At 66.9% G+C, this 22,691-nt stretch carries 20 protein-coding genes, 1 tRNA gene and 2 pseudogenes; 14 read left to right on the forward strand and 9 right to left on the reverse strand.

The features are described 5' to 3' along the window. Positions 1–48 precede the first annotated feature (48 nt). From QAD21_RS21370 to QAD21_RS21380, 3 genes are all read right to left on the reverse strand, one after another. Entirely contained in the window at positions 49–1,485 is a 1,437-nt protein-coding gene (locus tag QAD21_RS21370; protein ID WP_058249634.1) for a UDP-glucose/GDP-mannose dehydrogenase family protein, read from the reverse strand. A 132-nt stretch (positions 1,486–1,617) separates the two neighbouring features. Next, positions 1,618–2,190, reverse strand: a complete 573-nt coding sequence (dcd, locus tag QAD21_RS21375; RefSeq protein ID WP_058249633.1) for a dCTP deaminase — start codon at positions 2,188–2,190, stop codon at positions 1,618–1,620. Between the two features lie 21 nt (positions 2,191–2,211). Next, positions 2,212–3,711: an HNH endonuclease signature motif containing protein gene (locus QAD21_RS21380; protein ID WP_280360224.1), complete on the reverse strand. Its 1,500-nt coding sequence runs from the start codon at positions 3,709–3,711 to the stop codon at positions 2,212–2,214. Between the two features lie 252 nt (positions 3,712–3,963). On the opposite strand from QAD21_RS21380, the gene QAD21_RS21385 reads away from it, so the two are divergent. Continuing rightward, positions 3,964–4,037, forward strand: a tRNA-Gly gene (locus QAD21_RS21385). Between the two features lie 41 nt (positions 4,038–4,078). Here QAD21_RS21385 and QAD21_RS21390 read toward each other — a convergent pair. Then, positions 4,079–5,140 carry a YdcF family protein gene (locus QAD21_RS21390; protein WP_280361826.1) on the reverse strand — a complete coding sequence of 354 codons (1,062 nt, stop codon included), beginning with the start codon at positions 5,138–5,140 and terminating at the stop codon, positions 4,079–4,081. A gap of 216 nt (positions 5,141–5,356) precedes the next feature. Here QAD21_RS21390 and QAD21_RS21395 point away from each other — a divergent pair, with 216 nt between their 5' ends. Beyond that, complete coding sequence (locus tag QAD21_RS21395) at positions 5,357–6,442, forward strand: beta-mannosidase (RefSeq protein ID WP_280360225.1); 1,086 nt, start codon at positions 5,357–5,359, stop codon at positions 6,440–6,442. A 65-nt stretch (positions 6,443–6,507) separates the two neighbouring features. Beyond that, the gene (locus QAD21_RS21400; protein ID WP_280360226.1) at positions 6,508–8,016 is read left to right on the forward strand and encodes an amino acid permease; all 1,509 of its coding nucleotides are present in this window, start codon (positions 6,508–6,510) and stop codon (positions 8,014–8,016) included. A 3-nt stretch (positions 8,017–8,019) separates the two neighbouring features. On the opposite strand, the gene QAD21_RS21405 is transcribed toward QAD21_RS21400, so the two are convergent. Continuing rightward, on the reverse strand, positions 8,020–8,490 hold the full coding sequence (locus QAD21_RS21405) for an SRPBCC domain-containing protein (protein ID WP_205334322.1): 471 nt from the start codon (positions 8,488–8,490) through the stop codon (positions 8,020–8,022). 120 nt (positions 8,491–8,610) lie between these two features. Between QAD21_RS21405 and QAD21_RS21410 the strand changes: the two genes are divergently transcribed. Next, complete coding sequence (locus QAD21_RS21410) at positions 8,611–9,027, forward strand: TIGR03668 family PPOX class F420-dependent oxidoreductase (protein WP_205334329.1); 417 nt, start codon at positions 8,611–8,613, stop codon at positions 9,025–9,027. An 85-nt stretch (positions 9,028–9,112) separates the two neighbouring features. Further along, positions 9,113–9,649, forward strand: coding sequence for an SLC13 family permease (locus QAD21_RS21415; protein ID WP_240199451.1), 537 nt, complete (start codon positions 9,113–9,115; stop codon positions 9,647–9,649). A 25-nt stretch (positions 9,650–9,674) separates the two neighbouring features. Here the strand turns inward: QAD21_RS21415 and QAD21_RS21420 are convergent, their stop codons facing one another. Further along, positions 9,675–10,568: an IS3 family transposase gene (locus QAD21_RS21420; protein ID WP_165630008.1), complete on the reverse strand. Its 894-nt coding sequence runs from the start codon at positions 10,566–10,568 to the stop codon at positions 9,675–9,677. Next, on the reverse strand, positions 10,565–10,879 hold the full coding sequence (locus tag QAD21_RS21425; RefSeq protein WP_068969944.1) for a transposase: 315 nt from the start codon (positions 10,877–10,879) through the stop codon (positions 10,565–10,567). The genes QAD21_RS21420 and QAD21_RS21425 overlap by 4 nt, the downstream gene beginning before the upstream one ends. Positions 10,880–10,946: 67 nt before the next feature. Between QAD21_RS21425 and QAD21_RS21430 the strand changes: the two are divergent. Both QAD21_RS21430 and QAD21_RS21435 read left to right on the forward strand, forming a co-directional pair. Continuing rightward, positions 10,947–12,092, forward strand: a pseudogene (locus QAD21_RS21430) (DASS family sodium-coupled anion symporter); the annotation flags it as partial. A gap of 57 nt (positions 12,093–12,149) precedes the next feature. Beyond that, positions 12,150–12,875 (forward strand): NAD(P)-binding domain-containing protein, encoded by a 726-nt coding sequence (locus tag QAD21_RS21435; protein ID WP_280360227.1) that lies wholly within the window; start codon positions 12,150–12,152, stop codon positions 12,873–12,875. A gap of 33 nt (positions 12,876–12,908) precedes the next feature. Here QAD21_RS21435 and QAD21_RS21440 read toward each other — a convergent pair whose 3' ends face one another. Further along, positions 12,909–13,670 carry a LysR family transcriptional regulator substrate-binding protein gene (locus tag QAD21_RS21440; protein WP_280360228.1) on the reverse strand — a complete coding sequence of 254 codons (762 nt, stop codon included), beginning with the start codon at positions 13,668–13,670 and terminating at the stop codon, positions 12,909–12,911. 47 nt (positions 13,671–13,717) lie between these two features. On the opposite strand from QAD21_RS21440, the gene QAD21_RS21445 reads away from it, so the two are divergent. Beyond that, complete coding sequence (locus QAD21_RS21445) at positions 13,718–14,107, forward strand: DUF5997 family protein (protein WP_058249924.1); 390 nt, start codon at positions 13,718–13,720, stop codon at positions 14,105–14,107. Between the two features lie 55 nt (positions 14,108–14,162). Here QAD21_RS21445 and QAD21_RS21450 read toward each other — a convergent pair whose 3' ends face one another. Beyond that, positions 14,163–14,771, reverse strand: a complete 609-nt coding sequence (locus QAD21_RS21450; protein WP_068970938.1) for a TetR family transcriptional regulator C-terminal domain-containing protein — start codon at positions 14,769–14,771, stop codon at positions 14,163–14,165. Positions 14,772–14,861: 90 nt separating this feature from the next. Here QAD21_RS21450 and QAD21_RS21455 point away from each other — a divergent pair, with 90 nt between their 5' ends. The 6 genes and pseudogenes from QAD21_RS21455 (at position 14,862) to QAD21_RS21480 (ending at position 22,668) form a co-directional block, all read left to right on the forward strand. Next, positions 14,862–16,037 (forward strand): DUF418 domain-containing protein, encoded by a 1,176-nt coding sequence (locus QAD21_RS21455; RefSeq protein ID WP_280360229.1) that lies wholly within the window; start codon positions 14,862–14,864, stop codon positions 16,035–16,037. Positions 16,038–16,136: 99 nt separating this feature from the next. Then, a complete protein-coding gene (locus tag QAD21_RS21460) occupies positions 16,137–16,661 on the forward strand; it encodes a hypothetical protein (RefSeq protein WP_280360230.1) in 525 nt (174 codons plus the stop codon). Between the two features lie 166 nt (positions 16,662–16,827). Then, entirely contained in the window at positions 16,828–19,032 is a 2,205-nt protein-coding gene (locus QAD21_RS21465; RefSeq protein WP_280360231.1) for an MMPL family transporter, read from the forward strand. 37 nt (positions 19,033–19,069) lie between these two features. Further along, a pseudogene (locus QAD21_RS21470) lies at positions 19,070–19,714 on the forward strand (TetR family transcriptional regulator). Between the two features lie 53 nt (positions 19,715–19,767). Beyond that, on the forward strand, positions 19,768–21,054 hold the full coding sequence (locus QAD21_RS21475; RefSeq protein ID WP_280360232.1) for a phosphatase PAP2 family protein: 1,287 nt from the start codon (positions 19,768–19,770) through the stop codon (positions 21,052–21,054). Between the two features lie 339 nt (positions 21,055–21,393). Then, positions 21,394–22,668 carry an ABC transporter substrate-binding protein gene (locus tag QAD21_RS21480; protein ID WP_171011606.1) on the forward strand — a complete coding sequence of 425 codons (1,275 nt, stop codon included), beginning with the start codon at positions 21,394–21,396 and terminating at the stop codon, positions 22,666–22,668. The last annotated feature ends 23 nt before the right edge of the window (positions 22,669–22,691 follow it).

A 22,691-nucleotide genomic window follows, 5' to 3' on the forward strand; every position in this document is an offset into this window, starting at 1 on the left:
CGGCGAGTAGGTGCCCCCTGGACAGTCGCGAGCTCAACCTAGCACGACTCAGCGGACGGTGGCCCCCGGCGCATATCCGTTCACCTGCTCGGACGGGTGGTTTCGCGGCGCAGGGCGGGTGGGAGCGGGGCCGCCCAGGGCGCGGTAGTCCCAACCCGCGTCGCGCCACATCTGCGGGTCGAGGCAGCGCCGGCCGTCGACGATGCGTTTGGCGCGGACGACGCCCTCGAGTTCTTCGGGCGCCATGTGCACGAACTCGGCCCACTCGGTGGCGATGACGACGACGTCGGCCCGGTCGCACGCGTCGCGCGCCGAGGTGGCGTAGCCGAGGCTCGGGTGGACGCGTCGTGAGTTGTCCATGGCCTTCGGGTCGAAGACGGTCACGGACGCCCCTTCGAGCGCCAGCCTGCTGGCCACCGTCAGCGCGGGTGAGTCACGGACGTCGTCGCTCTCCGGTTTGAAGGCGGCGCCCAGGACGGCGACGTTGCGCCCGAGGACCTCGCCGCCGAGGGCCTCGAAGACCAGTTCCACCGCCGCACCCCGGCGACGCATGTTGATGGCGTCGACCTCCCGCAGGAAGCCGACGGCCCGCGGGGCGCCCATGTCGTCGGCGCGCGCGGTCAGGGCGCGGATGTCCTTGGGCAGGCAACCGCCGCCGAAACCGAGACCGGCGTTGAGGAATCGGCGTCCGATCCGCGGGTCGTGCCCGATCGCGTCGGCGAGGGTGTTGATGTCGGCGCCGGCGATCTCGCACAGTTCACTGATCGCGTTGATGAACGATATCTTGGTGGCCAGAAAGGCGTTCGCCGAGACCTTCACGAGTTCCGCGGTGGCCCAGTCGGTCTCGATCAACGGCACGCCGGTCTCGAGGATCTCGCGGTAGATCTCGCGGGTGACCTCCCCGGCCGACGACCCGGCGTCGGGGTCGTCGGCGGCCGTGTTGAGGCCGCTCGGGTCGAGCGAACCGGTACCGAGGACGAGCCGATCCGGCCGGAGCGTGTCCTCGACGGCGAATCCCTCGCGCAGGAACTCCGGACTCCACGACAGTTCGACATCCGCCCCGGCGTGCGACAGTACCGAGATCCGTTGTGCGAGTTTGGCGCAGGTGCCGACCGGTACGGTCGACTTGCCGATGATGAGGTGGGCGCCCCGCAGCGTCGGCACGAGCGCGTCGATCGCCGAGTACACGTGCGAGAGGTCGGCCCGGTGCCCGCGGGGTTCCTGCGGGGTCCCGACGCCGAGGAAGTGCACCGAGGCGTGGTCGGCGGCCGCGAGGTGGTCGGTCGTGAAGCGGAGTCGTCCGGCGTCGATGTTGCGGCGCAGGATGTCGGCGAGCCCCGGCTCGAAGAACGGGACCTCGCCGGCCTGCAGGCGTTCGATCTTGTACGGATCGACGTCGATGCCGACGACCTCGTGCCCGAGTTCGGCCATGCAGGCCGCGTGAGTGGCACCGAGGTAGCCGCATCCGATCACCGTGAGCTTCATGAGGGCAACGGTTACCCAGGCGGAACCACCGGTAACCATCCTCGTCGTGGCGGGTTGTCATCGGCTGGGTGAACTTCCGGAGCCGCGCCCACCCGGTCCGCCCACCCGCCGGTTGAGCCGAGTCGAAACCCCTCAGTCGTGCTTCTGGAAATTCAGGTACGCCTTCGACGGGGTGGGGCCACGTTGTCCCTGGTATTTCGATCCGACCGACGCGCTGCCGTACGGTTCCTCGGCCGGGCTGCTGAGGCGGATGAGGCACAGCTGCCCGATCTTCATGCCGGGCCAGAGGGTGATCGGAAGGTTCGCGACGTTCGACAGCTCGAGGGTGATGTGGCCGGAGAAGCCGGGGTCGATGAAGCCCGCCGTCGAATGCGTGAGGAGGCCGAGCCGACCGAGTGACGACTTGCCTTCGAGCCGGCCGGCGAGGTCGTCGGGCAGCGAGCACACTTCAAGGGTGGACCCCAGCACGAACTCACCCGGGTGCAGCACGAAGGGCTCACCGTCGGCCGGTTCGACCAGCGAGGTGAGTTCGTCTTGGCGTTGTGCGGGGTCGATGTGGGTGTAGCGGGTGTTGTTGAACACCCGGAACAGGCCGTCGAGCCGGACGTCGACGCTGGAGGGCTGGACGAGGGCGGGATCGAACGGATCGATGGCGAGGCGCCCGTCAGCGATCTCGGCGCGGATGTCGCGGTCGGAGAGCAGCACGGTGTCGAGGTTATCGAATGGTCAGGGAGGATCTGCGCCGGTGTCGGTCGGCGCCGACCCTCCGCTCTCCGGCACCGCTGTTCTGCGCCGCCGCCGGACATCAGCGCGCATTCGGTCGAGGATCGCGTCGGTGCGATGGGCATGGTTGATCCGCGGCGTCGGCGACGGGTGCGCGCGGGGCGGGTGCCAGACGGCGCGGCCGGCGTCGACCCCTTCGGTGGCGATGGTGGTGGCCCACTGATCCACCCCGGTGCCGACCACTCGGTTGTGTGGTGGGCAGGCGGTCGCGAGGGTGTCGAGGTCGGTGGAGCCGTGGTGGGCGTCCCACTCGACGACATGGTGGATCTCGCAGTCGAACGACGGCCGCGTGCATCCCGGGAAGGTGCAGCCGCCGTCGCGGGCGACCGCGGCGATTCGTTGTGCGCGCGAGGCCAATCGCCGGGACCGTCCGAGATAGAGGACCTCACTGGAGTGGTCCCGGAACACCGCGAGATGGTGCTGCGCGTCGGCGGCAAGGTCGATGGCGTCCTTGATGGGTAGGAGGGTTCCCGTCGCGGTCCGTGCCGGGTCGCCGGCCGCGTCGCGCAGCGCCGATTCGGTGATGGAGACGACGAGGTGTGGCGGCAGCCCGTGGTGCGAACCCCCGAGCGCGCCGGCGTCGAGCACGAAGCGCAGCATGGCGCGCAACGCGTCGTGGTTCCGCTTCTCGGCCGTGCGCTCGTCGCGTCCGGCAGCGGCGACCAGTGCGTCGGGGTCCGCGGCGGCGGGGTTGCCGGTGGGCGACTCGGGATCGGCGGAATTGTTCATCCCGGGAGCGGCCCACACCGACAGGACGACGTCGAACATGGCGCGCGTCACGGGGTCGAGCGTTGCGGTCAGCCGGGACATCAGTTGGGCGTCTTGCGGCCCGAGTTTGAGGCCACGGTTGCGGGCGCGGTCGCGGTCGTCGGTGATGGTTCCGTCGGGGTCGAGGTGGGCCAGGATGCGGGCGCCGAGGTCACGGAGTGACGACGGGTCGTACTCGCGTGCGTAGTGCGCGAGCGTCGCCTCGGCGGCTTCCCGGTCGGCGGGGTCCACGTCGGCGGGGATCTTGCGCATCACCTCGATGACGACGTCGACGTGGCGTCCCGAGATCTCGCCGTCGGCAACACCTTTGGCGGTCTCGGGGAAGCGCGGTTCGAGCGGCACCCCCTGCATGTCCGGAAACCTGCCCAAGGCCCAGACCCGGTTCATCAGGCGGTTCGCCTCGCCGCGCCGGTTCAGCGCGTGGCAGAGGAAGTTGGAGACGGTCTGGCACCCCATCTTCCGGTACGCCGACCGCTCGTCGATATCGACGATGTGGTCGGTGAACAGCGACAGCATCCGTCGTTCGGCGCGCTCGTGCTCGATCGCGACCTGCAGCAGTTCGGTCTCGGAGCAGTCCGTGGACTGCGTCTCGGCGATCTCGTCCATAAGTGCATGCAGGCGCTTGTACTGGTCGAGAAGAAGTGGTGGTGGTGCAGATGGCCCGGTAGAAGCCATGATTTCATCCCCCGTCATCATGGCTTTACTCGAAACTACGTTCGAGACTACCGGCCGGCCGCCCGGCGCGCAACCCCTTCCGGCGAATTATTCTGCGTCGCAACTGAATCGCGTCGGCCCGCCGCCGCCCGGTCTCGCCTAGATGTCGCAGTTCGTTGCGCCTGACGCCACGATCCACGACATCTGCGCGTGCCGGCGACCGGACCGGCCACGGGTTTGCTAGGCTGTCGTTCGCGAGTCCGGCACTCGCACGCCGATGTAGTTCAATGGCAGAACATCAGCTTCCCAAGCTGAATACGCGGGTTCGATTCCCGTCATCGGCTCCACCATCACCGCAACTCGCGAGGCCCCCTGGTCCGGTGATCGACTAGCCGAAGAGAGCGACAGCGGTGCCGGCGATCAGCGGCACACTGAGCAGGACCAAGACGACTCCGTTGATCCATCGGTGGTCACGCAGAACCGCCAAGAACTCACGGACCTGGGCGTTGGGGACGAAGTATCGCGCGGTGTGGGCGCCGGTCGAGAATCCGTCGATCCCGGCAGACCGCATGAGCATCGCTCCGCGGAAGGCGTGATAGCCGCTCGTCACCACCGCGACCGATTCGGTCACTCCACGCTCGTCGAGCACACGCCTCGAGTACCGGAGGTTCTCCGCGGTGTCGGTGGATCGGTCCTCGAGTGCGATGGCATCACGATCGACGCCCTTCGAGACGAGGTACTCGGCCATCGCCGCGGCCTCCGACAGCCGCTCGTCGCCACCTCTGCCTCCGGAGCAGATGATCAGCGGGTCCAGGCCGGAAGGCCGGGCCAGATCATAGATCTCGCGACCGCGGTCGAGTCGTGACGCCAGCAGCGGACCGACGCGGGACCGGTCGAGCAGACCGGCACCCAGGACGATGATCGCGCCGACCTTCGCCCGTCGCGCCCGCCACCTGCTCCACCTGCCGTACAGCCACGACCAGAGCAGCAGCGAGGCGAACACGAATCCCAAGTAGCCGGCCGGGATCCCCACCGCCAAGAGGAAGTTGAGCAGAGCGTTGCTCGTCGACACGTCGAACCATCCGACGATGATCCCGAGCAGGACAGCGAGCGCATAACCGGACAGCAGTGCACCCAGGAGCGCCGACAGCAAGTTCCCGGGGCGGCGCCCCTCTCGGCGCAGAAGCGTCACGCCGTTGGCGATCAACGACACCCCGAGAGTGAGGATGGCAAGCAGCGCAACGAGTCCGAAGGCCACGATGGCCACCGCCGGCGCGAGAACCGAGCCGTCGTCGTCGATGCGCCTGTCCACGGCCGCGATCACCGCGGCGAGCATCAGGCCCGACAAGCCCGCGGTCAGCAGGATGCCGGGGCTCAGACGACGCGGGTCCTGCCATGCGAGCACCGCGCTCATGATGAGCAGCACTGCAGCAACTATCGGTACGCCCATCACGAGCTCGATGGTGTCACAGGTGTCGCGCAGGTCGGGAAATGAGGAATGAGCCCAGTGGCTCTAACTCGATCTCGGCGCACACGAAACGTTTCTTCGTACCCATTCCCAGACGCGATCGAAACCGCGCGGCCGGCGTGCAATCATCAGACGAGTTGGACCGACGCCACAGTCGGTCCTCGTCATCCCAGGACGCTCACAATGCATCTGCCCGCGATGAGAACTCCGATTCTGGTGCTGAGCATCGGCCTGCTCCTGAGTTGGCTGCTGCCGCCGCCCGCTCATGCGGCGCCCAACCGGGTCGATGCCACTCCGGCTGGGTTGACCCTTGATGGACGCCAGTGGTGGCCATCCGGATTCGACGCCTACCAGCTGGCCACCGATTGGTCGGTGAATGCCGGGTGCGGAGCGATGGTTGATCTCGACGACTATTTCGCCGCCTTACCTCCGCATACGCTCACCCGCTTCAATCTGTTCGCTCAACTGGCCGTGAACAAGTACACCCAGCAATTGGATTTCGGGCCGATGGATGCCGTCTTCGACGCCGCCGCGCGGCACGGTCAGATGGTCTTGCCGGTCCTCGCGGCCGCCGACGGCGCATGCGAGAGCGGAGTTTTCAAGGAACGAGACTGGTACCGATCCGGCTGGCGAACCGTCGCCGGCGCGGGTGGACTCACGTTCGAGCAGTGGGTCAGGACGGCAGTGGGACGCTGGAAGAGCAGGTCGACCCTGGCGGGATGGGAATTGGTGGGTGAACCCGAACCGTCCATCTGTGGCGATCAGTCGTGTGGATGGCAGCAGCGGTCGTGCCCGGTCGACGCCGCGCGCGTACTGCGGTCGTTTTTCGGCAGCGCAGGTGCGATGGTCGCCCGGCTGCACGGCGGGGCGGTGATCTGGTCCGGCTTCACCGGCGGTGGCCAGTGCGGCACCGCCGGGCCCGACTACCAGTACGTCGCCGGCTCCCCCTACGTGGACGTCCTGGACTATCACGACTACGGTGCGGACGGCGTCGCGCTCCCCGGGGATCAGTGGAACGGACTGGCCGAACGTCTACGCCAGGCACGCGCAGTCGGAAAACCCCTCGCGGTGAACGAGATCGGCCAGCATGCCGGTTCATGCGGTTCGACATCCGAGCGCGCCGACGACTTCCGGACCAAGGTCGCCGGTCAGCGGGCGGCCGGGACGGCAACCGCGCTGTTCTGGGCATTCGTCCCGGACCCGAGGCACGACCAGTGCACCTACGACATCGGTCCCGGTGACCCGGTGCACGAACTGGTCTCCGAACTGACCAGCCTCGATTGAGGGTCAGCACTCGGGCAACAGTGCAATACCCGGCCGACGGGCCGACCGGCCGTTAGACTCTGCCGATGTCCAGTCCCCTGGGGATCACCCCCGACGAGTCGCTGCGCAAGGGACTTCAGAGTCGTCACATCAGCATGCTCGCGCTCGGCGGCGCCATCGGCACCGGCTTGTTCGTCGCCTCGGGCGCCACCATCTCAGACGCGGGCCCGGGTGGCGCCATCCTGGCGTATCTGCTGATGGGCTGCATGGTCTTCTTCCTGATGCAGAGCCTCGGCGAGATGTCGGCATACATCCCGTGCAGCAACCCGTTCGAGGAGTACGGAAAGCGCTTCGTGTCCAAGTCCTTCGGCTTCGCAGCCGGGTGGAACTACTGGCTCAACTGGTCGGTCACCCTGGCCGCCGAGTTGGTGGCCGCCGGGCTGATCATGAAGTACTGGGCACCCGACGTGCCGTCGTGGATCTGGTCGGTCGTGTTCCTGGCGGGTCTGCTGGCGCTGAACCTGTTCGCGGTCAAGGCATTCGGCGAAGCCGAGTTCTGGTTCGCGGCGATCAAGGTCATCGCGGTGGTCGTCTTCCTCATCGTCGGCGTGCTGCTGATTCTCGGTGTCATCGGCGACCGTCCTTCGCCGGGCTTCAGCAACTGGACGATCGACGACGCTCCGTTCGTGGACTTCCCGCTCGGCATGCTGTCGGTCTTCCTCATCGCCGGTTTCGCATTCCAGGGCACCGAGATGATCGCAGTCGCCGCCGGCGAGGCGGTCGAACCGAAGACGGCGATTCCGCGCGCCGTGCGCACCGTCTTCGTGCGCATCCTGCTGTTCTACATCGGCACCCTGACCGTCATCGCGTTCCTGATCCCGTACACCGATCCCAATCTGCTGAACGCATCCGCGGAGAACATCGCGATCGCCCCGTTCACCCTCGTGTTCTCCGACGCGGGGATCGCGGTGGCGGCATCGATGATGAACGCCGTGATCCTGATCGCGATCCTGTCGGCGGGCAATGCGAGCCTGTTCGCGGCAACCCGCGCGTTGTACGGCCTGTCGGTGCAGGGCAACGCCCCACGTGTGTTCGCCTGGGTCACGCGATCAGGAGTGCCACTCCTTGCCGTGGCCGCGACGACGGCCATCGGCGCCCTCTGCTTCCTGGCGAGCCGGGTGGGCGACGGTCGCGCGTATGTCTGGCTGGTCACCGCCTCGTCGGTGGCGGGCTTCATCACGTGGATGGGTATCGCGTGGGCCCACTATCGTTTTCGTCGGGCGTGGCAGGCGCAGGGTCTGGACCTCGGCAGACTCCCCTACAAGGCCTGGCTCTACCCGGCCGGCCCGATCATCGCGTTGCTCATGTGTGTTGCAGTCATCGCGGGGCAGAATCTCCCGGCGATCCGCGACGGATCCGCGGGGAACCTCGAACTCTGGCTCACCGCCTACGGCGCACTGTTCGTGTTCCTCGCTCTGTGGTGGGGCCACAAGGTGATCACGCGCAGCCCGACCGTCGACCTGCTCACCGCCGATCTGTCACCCACATCGGCTGCGTCGGCGCATCGCGATCCGGATCCGGACCTCGTCGGCTGACGATCAACCGACAAGTTCGGCGATGTGGTTCAACGAGTTACGCAGATGGTCGTCGGCGAACGGCGGGAACTCGATGTACTCGCGGATGTGGGTGGGTACGGCCGACCAGTCGTAGGTCAAGGTGAGCTCGGTGGACGACTCCCCCACCGGCACCAGGTCGTACCGCCATGTCCAGCCGCCGAATTCGAGCTCCCCGGAGTCGTTGCGCTGCCCTGGTTGCCACGCTATCGCCGACCGCGGTTCGATCACCTCGACCCGGTTCTCCATAAGGTAGTCACCATCCGGATGGTTGGAGTGGTACATGTTCATCCGGAAGACCTGGCCCACCTCCCGCAGCGGTGTCGTGTCGACTGCGTCCCGAACCCAGCCGGTGCCGTCGATGGCCTGGTGTGTGCGGGGGTCGGCGAGCGCCGCGAACACCTCCTCGGGCGTGGCGGAGATCGTGCGGCTGACGGCAACGTTCTGGTTCGTCATGGTGCTGGCCCTTTCGGGTCGGGTCCCCCGGATCGGGGTTCGGACACAGAGGTGGACCCGAACCGGCGCCCGAGCTCATCGGTGACCTTGTTTCCCACGAGTGCATGCCATCCTCGGATGATGGACCTGCGCCTGAGTCGCGAACGCTTCGCCGCCGCCCGGTCGGTCACGCTCGCCACCGTGTCACCCTCCACCAAGCCGCACCTGGTCCCCGTCGTGTGCGCACTCGACGACGACGTCATCTACACGTGCGTGGATCACAAGCCGAAACGAACCACCGCACTCCGTCGTCTCGCCAGCATCGCGGACAACCCCGCGGTGTCACTCTTGGCTGACGTGTATTCCGACAACTGGGATGAACTCTGGTGGGTGCGGGTCGACGGCCGGGCACACGTCGTCGACGCCGGTGAACCCATCGGCAGTCACGGCATCGACACGCTGGCCGCGAAGTACCCGCAGTATCGACTCCGACGGCCCGATGGACCGGTGATCGTCGTGGAGTCTCTGACGTGGCACAGCTGGTCGGCCACCTCATAGGCACGTCGGCGGGCGGCGGTTTCGGATAATTCCGACACGCTCCTCGATAGGCTGGGTGCCACGCAGGCATACCGAGGAGGCTCCGATGGTGCAGCGCAGCGGCGAACGGCCACGCGACAACCGGTCCGACACACCGGGCTCGGCCGGCCGAGGCTCCGGATCGCCTGACTCACAGCAGGAGTTCGACGAGATCGACCACCAGTCGGCGGGTGAGCGCGCTGACGAGGTGGAACCGAAGATGCGGCGTCGGCAGTGGATCGGGCTCGTTGCCGGCGTGGCACTCGCGGCACTGGTCTACGTGATCCTGCCCGCCGAGGTCGGGCAGGGAGCCCGGCTCACGGCGTCGACCGCAGTTCTCATGGGCCTCTGGTGGATGACCGAGGCGATACCCATCCCCGCGACCGCGCTGCTGCCGCTGGTGATCTTCCCGGTCTTCGGCTCAGACGAAGCAGGCGAATCGATCTCGGTGAACGACGTCGGCGCGGCCTACGGGAACAACGTCATCTTCCTGTTCATGGGCGGCTTCATCATCGCCCTCGCGATGCAACGGTGGAATCTGCACCGCCGCATAGCCCTGGTGACCGTCGCAGCGATGGGCACCAAGCCGCCGATGGTCATCTGAGGTTCCCCTGAAAAAGTGGACACGGTTAGCTTGTTTGCTGACTTGTGTGTGATCTGATTTCGAAGTCGATAGGTGAGACCATCCCTAGCGAGCTATGCCTTCTGTCATGGTTGTAGAATCGGATGTAATTGTCAAGTCCGGCAGCAAGATTCGCGTAGCTGCCGTACGCGTGGCGCTTGTAGTTCTCGTGTTTGACCGTTGACCACAACGACTCGGCGCCGGCGTTGTCCCAGCAGATGCCGGTCGCGCCCATCGAGCGTTGCAAACCATGTCGACGGCACGCTGAAGCCATGTCGTAGCTGGTGTACTGACCGCCTCGGTCGCTGTGCAGAATGGTGCCGGCCACCGAACCGCCACGAGTGAGCACTGCAGCATCCACCGCGTCCTCGACGAGCTCGGTGCGCATGTGATCTGCCAGCGACCAGCCCAGCACTCGACGCGAGTGCTCGTCTCGGATCGCGCACAGGTAGGCGTCCCCTTCGCCGCAGGTCAGATAGGTGATATCGGAGGTCCAGACCAGGTTGATGCCGCCGCGATCGAAATCGCGGCCGACCCGGTCCGGCGGGAACGACGCGGCCGGATCGACCTGGGTGGTCCTGACCTTGAACGTGCGCGGACTGATGCCCTCGATGCCCATCTCGGCCATGATCTTGGCGACGGTGTTCTCCGAGACCGCCACCCCCTCAGCGTGCAGATCGGCGGTAATGCGCGGTGAACCGTAGATGCGTCGCGAGGCCTGCCAGTGCGCCAGAATCTTCACTTCCAGATCCCGGCGCCGCTGCTGTCGGGGCGTCAACTCGACACGATGTTGCCGATCTGCCCACGCGTAGAATCCGGACCGCGACACACCCAGGAGAGCAACAAGTTTCGTCACGTCGTGGTTGGCGCACTCCGCGGCGATGAGTTCGAAACGACTCACCGATGATGCTGCGCCGCAAAGTACGCCGATACTTTTTTCAGGAATGCGATATCACGGTCCTTCTCGGCGAGTTCGGCACGCAGCCTGGTCAGTTCTGAGCGTTCACTCGCCGACAGATCTTGGTCGGGCGGCACCTTGCGAACATCATCGGCGACGCCGTCTCGAAGCCGCTCAGCCCGAACCCATTTGCCCAGCAGATTCTCATGCACATTGAGTTCCCGAGCCACCTCGGTGATCGGCCGACCACCATCAATCACCCGACGAGCAGCCTGAGCCTTGTACTCCGGCGTAAACGACCGCCTCCTGGACATGTCGACATCCTTCCAGCAGGACCCCTGGCCCCACTATCTCGGTGTCCACTCAAACTGGGGAGGCTCAATCGCCGGCTTCATGATCGCCACCGGATTCCTCTCGATGTGGGTGTCCAACACCGCAACCGCCGTGATGATGATCCCGATCGGCGTGTCGGTCCTGGCGCTGGTGCTCGACCTCGGCAAGGAATCGGGCACCGACGCCCCCGCGCCGAAGGCCACCGGCACCGACGAACCGGTGGACGGTGAGACCCTCACCCAGGCGGTCATCAAGAGCAACTTCGGCACGGCACTGATGCTCGGCATCGCCTACGCCGCATCGATCGGATCGTTGGGCACGATCATCGGCACCCCGCCCAACACCCTCCTGGTCGGATACCTCGAGGGTGAAGGCATCGACATCGGGTTCCTGGAGTGGATGATCGCCGGCGTCCCGCTCGCCGTGATCTTCCTGGCCATCGCGTGGTTCCTGCTCACTCACGTCCTGTTCAAGCCGGAGATCGACGACATCCCCGGCGGCCGGCGCATCATCCGCGATCAGCTCGACGCCCTCGGCTCGATGTCGCAGGGCGAGATCCGGGTCGCCGCGATCTTCGGCCTCACCGCATTGGCGTGGATCGCGGTCCCGCTGATCTGGGACGAGAACCCGCCGATCTCCGACACCGGCATCGCGATGACCGCCGCCGTTCTCCTGTTCCTGTTGCCCAGCGGCTCCAAACCCGGTGTGCGACTGCTCGACTGGGAGACCGCGATCAAACTGCCATGGGGCGTGCTGCTGCTGTTCGGCGGCGGCCTGGCATTGTCCCAGCAGTTCGAGTCCAGCGGATTGACCGCTTGGATCGGCGATGTGGCCGCCGGGCTCGACACGATCCCGGTCATCGTGCTGGTGGTCATCGCGGCGACCGCGATCATCTTCCTCACGGAGATCACGAGCAACACCGCGACAGCGGCAACCTTTCTCCCGGTCGCCGGTGGCGTGGCCATGGGAATGGGTCTCGACCCTCTGGTGCTCACGATCCCCGTCGCCCTCGCCGCAACCTGCGCATTCATGCTCCCGGTGGCGACCCCACCGAACGCGGTGGCCTACGCCAGCGGGTACGTCACCATCGGCCAGATGATCCGCGGCGGGCTCTGGCTCAACCTCATCGGGATCGTGCTCATCACCCTCGCCGCCTACACCGTGTTCGCGTGGTCTCTCGGTATCGCGTACTGACCCACGACTCGACCGGGCCCGATCGAGTCGCTCGTCACCCTCCCGCCGACCACGGGAATGCACCGAACCGACGGATCCGTTGCGCGAAGGGTCAACAACGTCGTCGAACAAAGAGGTGCAGTTGTGAAGATCGGGATCATCGGAGCGGGATTCATCGGCGGGACGCTCACGCGTCGTCTGACATCGTTGGGACACGAGGTGCGGGTGGCGAACTCGCGCGACCCGGAGACGCTGGCCGAACTGGCCTCCGAGACCGGCGCCACCGCGGTATGGGCCGCCGACGCCGCGAAGGACGCCGACCTGGTGATCGTCAGCATCCCGCAGAAGAACACCCCCGACCTCGCGCCGGGCATCCTCGATGCCCGCAAGCCCGACGCCCCGGTGATCGAGACGAACAACTACTACCCCCAGCAGCGCGACGGCAAGATCGAGGCGATCGAGAACGGTACCCCCGAGAGCGTCTGGGTGTCGGAACTGCTCGGCGTCCCCGTGTACAAGGTGTTCAACGGGATCTACTGGAAGCACCTGCTGAACAAGGGCGTACCCGCGGGCACAGAGGGCCGTATCGCGCTGCCGATCGCCGGCGACGATCCGGCGGGCAAGGAGATCGTGTTCCGCGTGGTCGACGAACTCGGGTTCGACCCGGTCGACGCCGGACCGCTCGCCGAGTCGTGGCGGCAACAGCCGGGAACGCCGGTGTACGGCAAGGATTTCGGCGTCGACGACACCCTCAAGGCGCTCGCCGATGCGTCGCCGGAACGCACCGCTGAGTGGCGCGCCTGACGCACTGACAGGAGCGGCACGCCACAGTGGGAATCACCGACGCTTCGGACGTCCGGGCCCGCGTCGCGCGCCCTTGCCGGGGATCTTTCCGGCCGCCTCGCGTGCCGCCCTCTTCGCCGCCGCCTTCTCCTTGGCCGACCGTTTGGGCGCCTCGTCGGTCCGCCCCCGCGACGACGTCGCCTTGCGGCCGCGCACGATGCCGATGAACTCATCGGCCAATTGAGTTGTGGGAGCAGGCCACAGGAGTCCGACGGACCCGGTCGGGGCGTCGGTGACCGGTCGATACAACAGGTCCTTGCGGTGATGCAGGCGCGCCAGCGACTGCGGCACGAGCAGTACGCCGACGCCCGCCGCGACGAGCTCGATTGCGTCACCGGTGGTCTCGGGCCGATGGTCTACCGCCACACCCGGGCGCTCGGAAACGGCCAACGGCTCGTCCAGCGGCCACAGGAACTGCTCGTCGGCCAGATCGGTCAGGGTCATCTCGTCGCCGGCGGTCAGGGCGTGGTCCTTCGGCACGACGACGACCGTCGTCTCCTCGTAGAGGTCGATCGTGTGATGTTCCCGCGCATCGCCGGACCGCAGGGCATCGGGCAATCTGGTGATCGCCATGTCGACGCGCCGCTCCCCGACCGCCTCGGCACAGTCCGCGACGTCGACGGCGACGAGTTCCAGCGGGACGTCGGGACGCCGCTCGGCCCAGATCCTGACCCACTTGCTCGGCGTGACCCCCGGAACGTACGCCAGCCGGAAGACAGGGGCCTCGCCCGCTGCGTGAACGTCGGGTGTGGTCACGCCCAAAGGCTACCGCCCGATACCCTCGTCGAATGAGCTCGCAGTCGATGAAGCCGGCCACCGCCGCCAAGAAGCTGGACGTGTACCTGCCGGCCACTCCTGCGGAGTTCCAGCAGGGCCCGATCACCCGGGCCGAACTCGCCGCCCTCCAGACCGACCCGCCGGAATGGCTCCGCACGCTTCGCGCCGACGGCCCGCACCCGAAGAATCTGGTCGCGGCGAAACTCGGCATCTCGAACTCGGGTCTGGTTCGCGGCGGCATCACCGAGGCACTCACGACGGCGCAGATCGACGACCTCCTCGCCGAGATGCCGGATTGGCTGGCCGCCGAACGCGCCACCCAGATCGAGGTCCGTCGCGAGGAGCGGCGCGTCAAGTCGCTGCATGCCGACCGACGACGCGCCCGCGAGGAGGGTGACACGGACCCGGAGAGTTAGTCCTCTGACCGGTCCGCAGCAGCACAACGGTATCCGCCCGACAGCGAATATCGTTTCACTGCAACGTCTCTCGGATCTCGACCGCCAGCCCTGTCAGATACTCCCGGAGCACGCGCTGCGCGCGAGCCGGCGAATCCGTGTCGGCGAGGAGCAGATGCATCGCCAGACCGTCGACAAGGGCGTGTACCGCGATCGCTTGAGAGTCGAGTTCGCGGCCGGCGCCGATCAGCCCGTGCTCGTCGAGGACGCCCAGCACCGTCCGACAGAGTGAGCGCAAACCGTCGTGGGCCTCGCGCGCAGCATCCGCGAGACCGGGGTGTGCCACCGACTCGGTCACCATCGCGAGGTTGACGTGCATCTCGACGCGCCGCTCGTCGTCCAGCGGTAGGACCTCGGACAACACGGCTTCGGCCCAGCGGAGCGGATCGCGGATCCGGTCGTGCTCGCGGATGCGGAGCGCCACCCGTTCATAGATCAGGCGCATCGAGAACTCGAGCAGCTCTTCCTTGGCCCCGAACACGTGTCGAAGCGAGCCCACCGAGATGTTCGCCTCGGCCGCCACCTCCCGGACCGATACTCCGGATGCGCCTTCGCGCAACACGATCCGCCACAGGGCCTCGGCTATCTCGGCGCGTCGCCCGTCCCGGTCGATCAACTTGGGCATTGACCCATGCTAGTACACCCGTGCTACCTTGGCTTCGAGTTTTGATAGCACGGTTGTGTCAGCAAAAACGTGGCACAGAACGGAGACGCGATGGCGACCCGACACGCGGCGCTGGACGTCCTGCGCGGCATCGCGATTCTGGGCACCCTCGCCACCAACATCTGGATCTTCACCAACCCGGAGGGGTTGATCGGCTACATCCAGGGCGCCTATCGGGCCACCGGCTCCTGGGCGGTGGCCGAGGGCCTCCTGCAGCAGCTCGCCCAGGGCAAATTCCTCGGTCTGCTCACGATCATGTTCGGAATCGGGCTGGCCATCCAGCAGCGGTCGGCTGTTCGACGAGGCCGGCCCTGGCCGGGACGGTACTACTGGCGAGCCGCGCTGCTGTTCGTCGACGGCGTGATCAACTACTTCCTCTTCACCGAGTTCGACGTCCTCATGGGATACGCGGTCACCGGCCTCATCGTCGCCTACCTGCTGTCGATGCGACTGCGTCGCCAGTACGTCGCGATCGCGATCGCTGCGTCGACGCACCTGGCGCTGCTGGGGCTGCTGAGCTGGGCCCTTCTCGCCGGGCCTGCTGCATCGGGTCCGGGCGCCGGGCTGTCCCCGAACCCCTACGCAGACGGCAGCTTCGTCGACCTCGTCGCTTTTCGCGCCGAGAACTTCCTGATGTTCCGTGCCGAGGTCCTCTTCATCCTGCCGATGTCGATCGCGCTCTTCCTCATCGGCGCGGCCCTGCTGCGCGCCGGCGTCCTGGAACCGCGCGGCGTCCGGCTTCGGCGACGCCTGATGGCCGTCGGGCTGGGGATCGCCCTACCTCTCGACTTCGGCGTCGGACTGGCCGGCGGCGATGCCGGACTCGTCGTGGGGCGGTACGGGTTGGCGCCGGTCGTCGCACTGGGGTTGCTCGCATGGGTCGCCGGGTACTACGCCGACGGCCGCACTCCCGGGCGGTGCGGCCGCGCGCTGACACCGGTCGGTCGAATGGCGTTGTCCTGCTATGTGTTACAGAACGCGATCGCGGGTGCCGTCTGTTACGGCTGGGGACTGGGGCTCGCGCATCATCTCGACGGCTCGACGCTGGTCCCCGCCACGGTGTCGCTGTACCTCGGCATCGCCGTGGTGCTCATACTGTTCTCCCGCTTGTGGCTCAGCCGATTCGAGCGAGGCCCTCTCGAATGGCTGTGGCACCGAAGCTACGACCGCATCACCGCTTCCGCCGACCGGCGAATGTCACCCGAACGAGTGGACTACCCGCGGTGACGGCTGCTCGACCGCAGGTCAGCGAGCTGACCGGGATGGGTTAGCCATCCCCGCCGCGGGGTACCCGACGCGCACCATCATCCGACCGAGGAGTGAGTCGTGGACACCGCCATCTGGATCATCATCGCCGTCGTCGTCGTCGTGATCGTCATTCTTGCGCTCGTGTTGCTGCTGCTTCGTCAGCGAAAGGCACGCCGACGGGTTCAAGCCGAGGAGATCAGGCAGAACGCCACGCAACAGGTCTCGACCGTCCGCCACCGCGAGGCCGTCGCCGAGGAGGCCGATGCCCGGGCACGGAAAGCGCAGGCCGAAGCCGATGCCAAGGCCGCAGAGGCCAAGCGGCTGCAGGAACAGGCACGCCACCACCAGGGACACGCGGCCGAGTCGCGGCACGAGGTCGAGAGCGAGTTCGCCCGTGCGGACCGTCTCGACCCCGATGTCCGACGGAACGCGGATGGACGGGACACCGAGGGACGGGGTACCGACGGGCGTGGTGCGGACGGGCGGGACGACCCGAACACCGCAAGCCGGCACGCCGGTCAGCCGTCGAACAACCCTATCGATCCGCGTCACCGCCCGGACGCCGATCCCCGCGGACACCAGACGCCGCCGAACGCCCGCTGACGAGACCCTCTCGCAAGGCGACGCCGGCCACACCTGCAGCGCGGTGTGACGGAGCCCGCTCCGAAAAGTGGTACTCAGTCCCGAGTGTTAGTGGGTACCATTTCTCTCGTCATCTGCGCCGGGACCTTCGGGGGCCGGTCTTCCGCAGCACCATAGGGGTCCACGCATGGCGTCGTTTCTGTTCAAGCTCGGAAGCTTCTGCTTTCGCCACAAATGGTCGGTGATCGCGGCCTGGCTGGCTGCGCTCATCGCGGTCGCCGGACTGGTCGGCGCACTCCAGCCCAAGTTCGCGCAGGACTTCAGCCTTCCCGGCACCGACTCGGGGGTTGCCACCGAACAGGTCGAGCAGTACTTCCCACAGGTCATGGCCCAGCAGGAACAGGCGTCGACGAGCATCCTCGTCGCTGCCGAGGACGGGCTGCAGAACCACACCACGCAGCTGAACGAACTCGCCGCGGCCCTCCGCGGACTCCCCGACGTGATCGAGCCGCAGACTGTCGTCAACCCGCTGACGGTTGCGGCCGCTGAACCAGCACTCGCAGCGCAGGTCGTCGGCGACAACGGTCGGGTCGGCCTCATCCAGGTGCGCCAGGACATCCCGATCCTCGACCTCACCGTCGAGAACAAGGAAGAACTCGTCTCGATCCTGGACGAGTTCTCCGTCGACGGTCTGCAGGTGGAGGCAACCGGGTCGCTGATGCAGGTGATGGAAGCCGGCGGCACGGCCGAACTGCTCGGTTTCGCCGTCGCCTTCGTCGTGATGATCGTGGCGTTCGGAGCTCTCATCGCCGCCTTCATACCTCTCGTCACCGCGATCGTCAGTGTCGGCATCACCATCCTGCTGCTCACGCTGTCGGCCGAGGCTCTGTCGATCAACGAGTCCGCCACCGCCATCGTCACGATGCTCGGCATCGCCGTCTCCATCGACTACGCGCTGTTCATCGTGTCCCGGTACCGCGCGGAACTACTCCGCGGCGGCGCGCCATCAGACGCCATCGGCCGAGCCGTCGGCACAGCCGGGTCGGCGGTGGTTTTCGCCGGCCTCACCGTGATCGTGGCGGTGGTGGCCCTCATGGTGATCGGCATCCCGATCATCACTCAGATGGGCGCGGGTGCCGGCGTCGCCGTGTTCATCGCGGTGCTGGCTGCTCTGACCCTCATCCCCGCCATTCTCAGCGCGTTCGGGCGGTTCGCCTTCCTACCTCGAATCCCCTGGATCAAGCACGCCGTGGAATCCGAGGACGACACTATGGGCGTCAAGGTCGGGCGCACCGTCGTCAAGTGGCCCATCCCGTTCATCGTGATCGGCCTGCTGGCGCTCGCGGCCGCGGCCATCCCGGCAACCAAGCTGGAACTCGGTCTGTCGCTGTCCAGCGAAGCCGAAGCACCCGCGCAGGAACTGCTGAGCCGCGGTTTCGGTGAGGGCATCAACGGCCCATTGCTCGTCGTCGTACACGACGAGGACGGCGCGATCAACGCCCCGGCCGAGGAGACCGTGCGGCACATCGCAACCCTGAGTGATGTCGCCAACCCCGAGGGGCTCACCTGGACGGGCAACCGAGCAGGCGACACCGCGCTCATCATGGTCACCCCGGAGAGCGCGCCGTCGTCAGCCGCCACACACGACCTCATGGAGCAGATCCGCGCCTTTGCACCAACGGTCGAGAACCGTGGCGCGGAACTCCACGTCGGCGGTCAGACAGCCATCATGTCCGATCTCTCCCAGAAACTCGACGATGCACTCATCCCCTACCTGGTCGTGGTCGTCGGTCTCGCATTCCTGATCATGATCGGCGTCTTCCGGTCGCTCTGGGTCCCGCTCATCGGCACCCTCGGATTCGTCTTCTCGGTCCTGGCGACCTTCGGCGTCACCGTGGCGATCTTCCAGGAGGGCTGGCTGGGATTGATCACCCACACGCAGCCGATCATCTCCTTCCTGCCGATCTTCCTCATCGGCGTGGTGTTCGGGCTCGCGATGGACTACCAGGTGTTCCTGGTGACCCGAATGCGCGAGGAGTTCATGCACGGCTTGTCGGCCAAGGAGGCGATCGTCGCCGGTTACCGGCACGGAGCCCGGGTGGTCACGTCGGCGGCGATCATCATGATCAGCGTCTTCGCGGCGTTCATGCTCTCCCCGGAGACGACCGCCAAGATGATGGGTTTCGCGCTGGCCGCGGCAGTGTTCTTCGACGCCTTCGTGATCCGCATGCTGGTCGTACCCGCGGCGATCGCGTTGCTCGGCGACCGGGCCTGGGGTCTCCCGCGCTGGCTCGACCGCCTCGTGATCAACTTCGACATCGAGGGCGAAGCAGTCCGCCATCGTGGGCTCGAGGAACCGGACGACACCAGGTCCCCGGTCCCGGCGAGCTGAGAAGCAGCACAATCGTTCTGACAAGAAGTGAGCACGCATGGGCAACTGCCTGACTGTGCACGCCGACTCCGACGCCTCGGAACCCGCACCGGGGCGTCGGATGGGCCTGCGTGAACAGAACAAACTGCGCACCCGCAACGCCATCCGGCAGGCGGCGATCACCCTGATCGCCGAGCAGGGGTACGCCAAGACCACCGTCGAGTAGATCGCCGAGGCCGCCGGCGTCTCACACACGACGTTCTTCCGCTACTTCCCGTCGAAGGAACAGGTGGTCGTCGGAGACGAGCACCTGCATGCCGAGGCGCACGCGATCGTCGAGTCCATGCCGCCCGGGCTCAGCCACTTCGACCTCATCCGGCGCCTGATGACCGAGCTGCACCGCCTCACCATCGACGACCCCTGGGTCGGCAATCCACTTCGCATGCAACTGATCCGCACCGAGCCGTTGCTGCAGAAGACCTTCCAGGTCGAGTCCGAGCGCATGATCTCGGACATGACCCAGCTCATCGCCGACTACTTACGGATCGCGCCCGACGACTTCCGGCTCAAGGTGTTCCTCGACGCGGTGGCCGGGGTGACCTTCCACCTGGCCACCGAGTTCGACGACAACCGGGAGATCCCCCAGCTCGAGACGACGCTGCGCGCGATCGATCTCCTCGAGCAGGGGTTGCCGGTCGGATGAACAGTGGTTGTCCGGCCATTCGCCCCGCGAACATTCCCTCTAGGATTCAGAGCGTGATCTCGGACAACGCTGCCCGACCGCGACCGATGCCGGGCCTTCGACACGGCTCCTCGCTGCGCTCGTCGCCGGCTCAGGCAGCAGGGGGACCGGTCCGCTGGACGCGGTTCGTCGTTTCATGGGTCAGTACAGTCGCGGCCATCGCGGCGACCGTCTCGCTCGCGGCATCGGCGCAGGCCGCGCCGGCCAAGCCGACCCCGGCGCCCTTCCCCGTGACCGACATCGCGCGGCTCTACGCCTCGGACATCTCGTCGTACCCGGGCGGCGTGTACCTGCAGCCGGTGGAGACGTTCACCGCCCTGCGCCGCGATCACCCCGAGGTGATGGCCCGCAATCTCGAGACGGCGGTCGCGATCAACCAGTCGGCGGCCGGCAACCCGGGACTGCAGCGCCGAGCGCTCGCCGACGCACACGACGATCCGCTCTGGACGATGTCCGACGCCTTCGGCGACCGGCTCGGACGGGATTTCCGGAACGCCCTCGCCGCCAACCGCCTCCCGAAGACCACGGCCCTCTTCAGCGACTACCTCGCCCGCGCCGGTGGGCTCGCGAACGCGACGCTCATCGAGAAGTACGTGTTCGGGTACGAGCGGCCGTTCATCGTCGCACCCGAGCGGATCCGCAAGTACATGCGCGCCGGAGCCAGCGAGTACGACGCGCTGGGCAGCAACCCGTCGTTCCCGTCCGGCCACACCAGCCTGTTCTTCTGGCGGGGCACCCTGTTCGCATCGATGCTCCCGGAACTCGCGCCGCAGTTCCTCGCCCGTGCCTCGGAGGGTGGATATCACCGCATCGTGCTGGGCGTGCACTACCCGCTCGACGTGATCGGTGGAGCGATCGTCGGGCAGGCCGCCGCCGCCGATCGCTGGAACGACCCGCAGTTCCGCCGGCTCCTCGCCGCGTCTGCCACCGAGATCCGCAAGGAACTCGAATGGCGTTGCGGCGCAGCCCTCTCGGTGTGCATTGCGCGTGACACGCCCTCCGCCACCGACGCCGCGGCCCAGACGATCTACGCCCAGCGCATGACCTACGGATTCGGACGCGTCTCGTCGCCGACACATCCGATGGTGGTGCCCCGACAGGCCGTCGAACTGATCGCCGGGGCGTACCCGCAACTCACCGACGAGCAGCGGCGTCAGGTCCTGGAACAGACCGCGTCGCCCGCGGGATACCCGCTCGACGACCAGCGTCCCGGCCGCGCCTCCTGGCAGCGCCTGGACCTCGTCCGTGCTTACACCGCCGACGTCACGGTCGGCCGCGACGGTCGGGTGACCGTCCACTGAGGACCGCCCTGACCTGCCGGTAACTGAATCGTTTGTCCTACTGCCCGTTGCGAACTCGTTCGTGACGGGCAGTGTCGTGCCATGTGGTCCACTGTGTGTCCAGTTTCGCCGAACAGCTTGACACCGGCGTAAGGATATGGCTACTTTTCGAGTGGCCCACATCACATCCGACGTGGACTCACCGCCGTGACCAGGGCGGACGGTGCCGGAATCGCGGACCCAGACACAGCGCTGGGTCGATGAACTCAATCCTTCTAAGCCCCGCCGGGCGATGTCGCCGTGCCCTCTCGCAGGGCGGTTCCGTCGTGCCCGGAGATCATCGGGAAAGGCAGTCGAAACATGCGTTGGTCGAATTCACGCAGGAGAGCCGGACGGTTGGCGGCAGTCGCCGTCGCCGCGGCGTGCATCTTCTCGGTCGTGTCGTGCAGCAGCGACGACGGCGGATCGTCGGACGGCTCCGCCGCGGATGCCAGCGGCACCAAGGCGTCGGGCGAGGCGATCAAGGTGGGGTTGTTCAACCCCACCAAGGGCCCCGCCACCCAGGGTGGCGTGACCACCGGCAAGGACGCCGCCCTGGACTACATCAACAACCAGATCGGCGGCATCGGGGGCCGGCCCGTCGAGATCGTCGACTGCGGAATCGACCAGACCGCACCGGAATCGACGGTGTCGTGCGCCAACCAGTTCGTCGAGGCCGGCGTGGTCGCCGCGATCGACGGCTACAATGCCGAATCCGCCTCCGCGGTGCCGATTCTCACCTCGGCCGGCATCCCGTTGGTCGGCCAGATCCCGTTCAACACCTCCACCGGCGCCTCGGCGGAGAACCGCGTGTACTTCGGTCCGCCACCCGCCGCGTTCCTCGTCGGTTTCATGCAGCAGCTCAAGGCCGCCAACAAGAATTCGTTGACGCTGGCGAATGCCGATCTCCCACAGGCACATCAGGTGTTCGACGGTTTGATGAAGCCGCTCGGCGCCCAGCTCGGCATCGACGTCAAGTCGGTCTACTACCCGCCGACCGGCCCGAACTTCACCTCGCTGGCCACCACCCTGGCCGAGGGCAACCCCGCCGCGGCCGGCCTGATGACCTCACAGAACGACAACGTGTGCACCAAGCTCGCGCAGTCGCTGCGGTCGGTGAACTACGAGGGCACCATGTTCATGGCGGCCTGCACCGACTTCATCGACACCATGGGCGCGCAAGCGGTTGGCGCACAGACCTACTCACCGATCTGGCAGCCCCCGGCCATGGACTCCGCACCGGAGCCGGCCAAGGCGAATCTCGGGATCGCCCAGAAGTTCATCGACGAGCAGGGTGGCACCGGCGGTTTCTATGCCTACGGCACCTTCGCGACCCTTGCCGACTTCGCGATCACGCTCAACAACGCCAAGGTCACCGATTTCACCGGCCCGAACGTGCTCGGTGCGCTCAAGGCAGTCACGGACTACCAGTCCTTCATCGGCCCGAAGCTCAACTGCGGTAAGCCGACCACACCGAACTGCACCACCGAGATGCTGCTGTTCGACGTCGTCGCCGAGAAGAAGACCGAACCCGCCACCGGCGGCTTCATCACCCCGCTTCCGGCTGCGCTGCAGCGCATCCCGGGCGCTTACTGACACGGGTCGCTGGTGTGGCGGGG

The organism is Gordonia sp. SMJS1 (genome assembly GCF_029866425.1).
Taxonomy (GTDB): Bacteria; Actinomycetota; Actinomycetes; order Mycobacteriales; family Mycobacteriaceae; genus Gordonia; species Gordonia hongkongensis.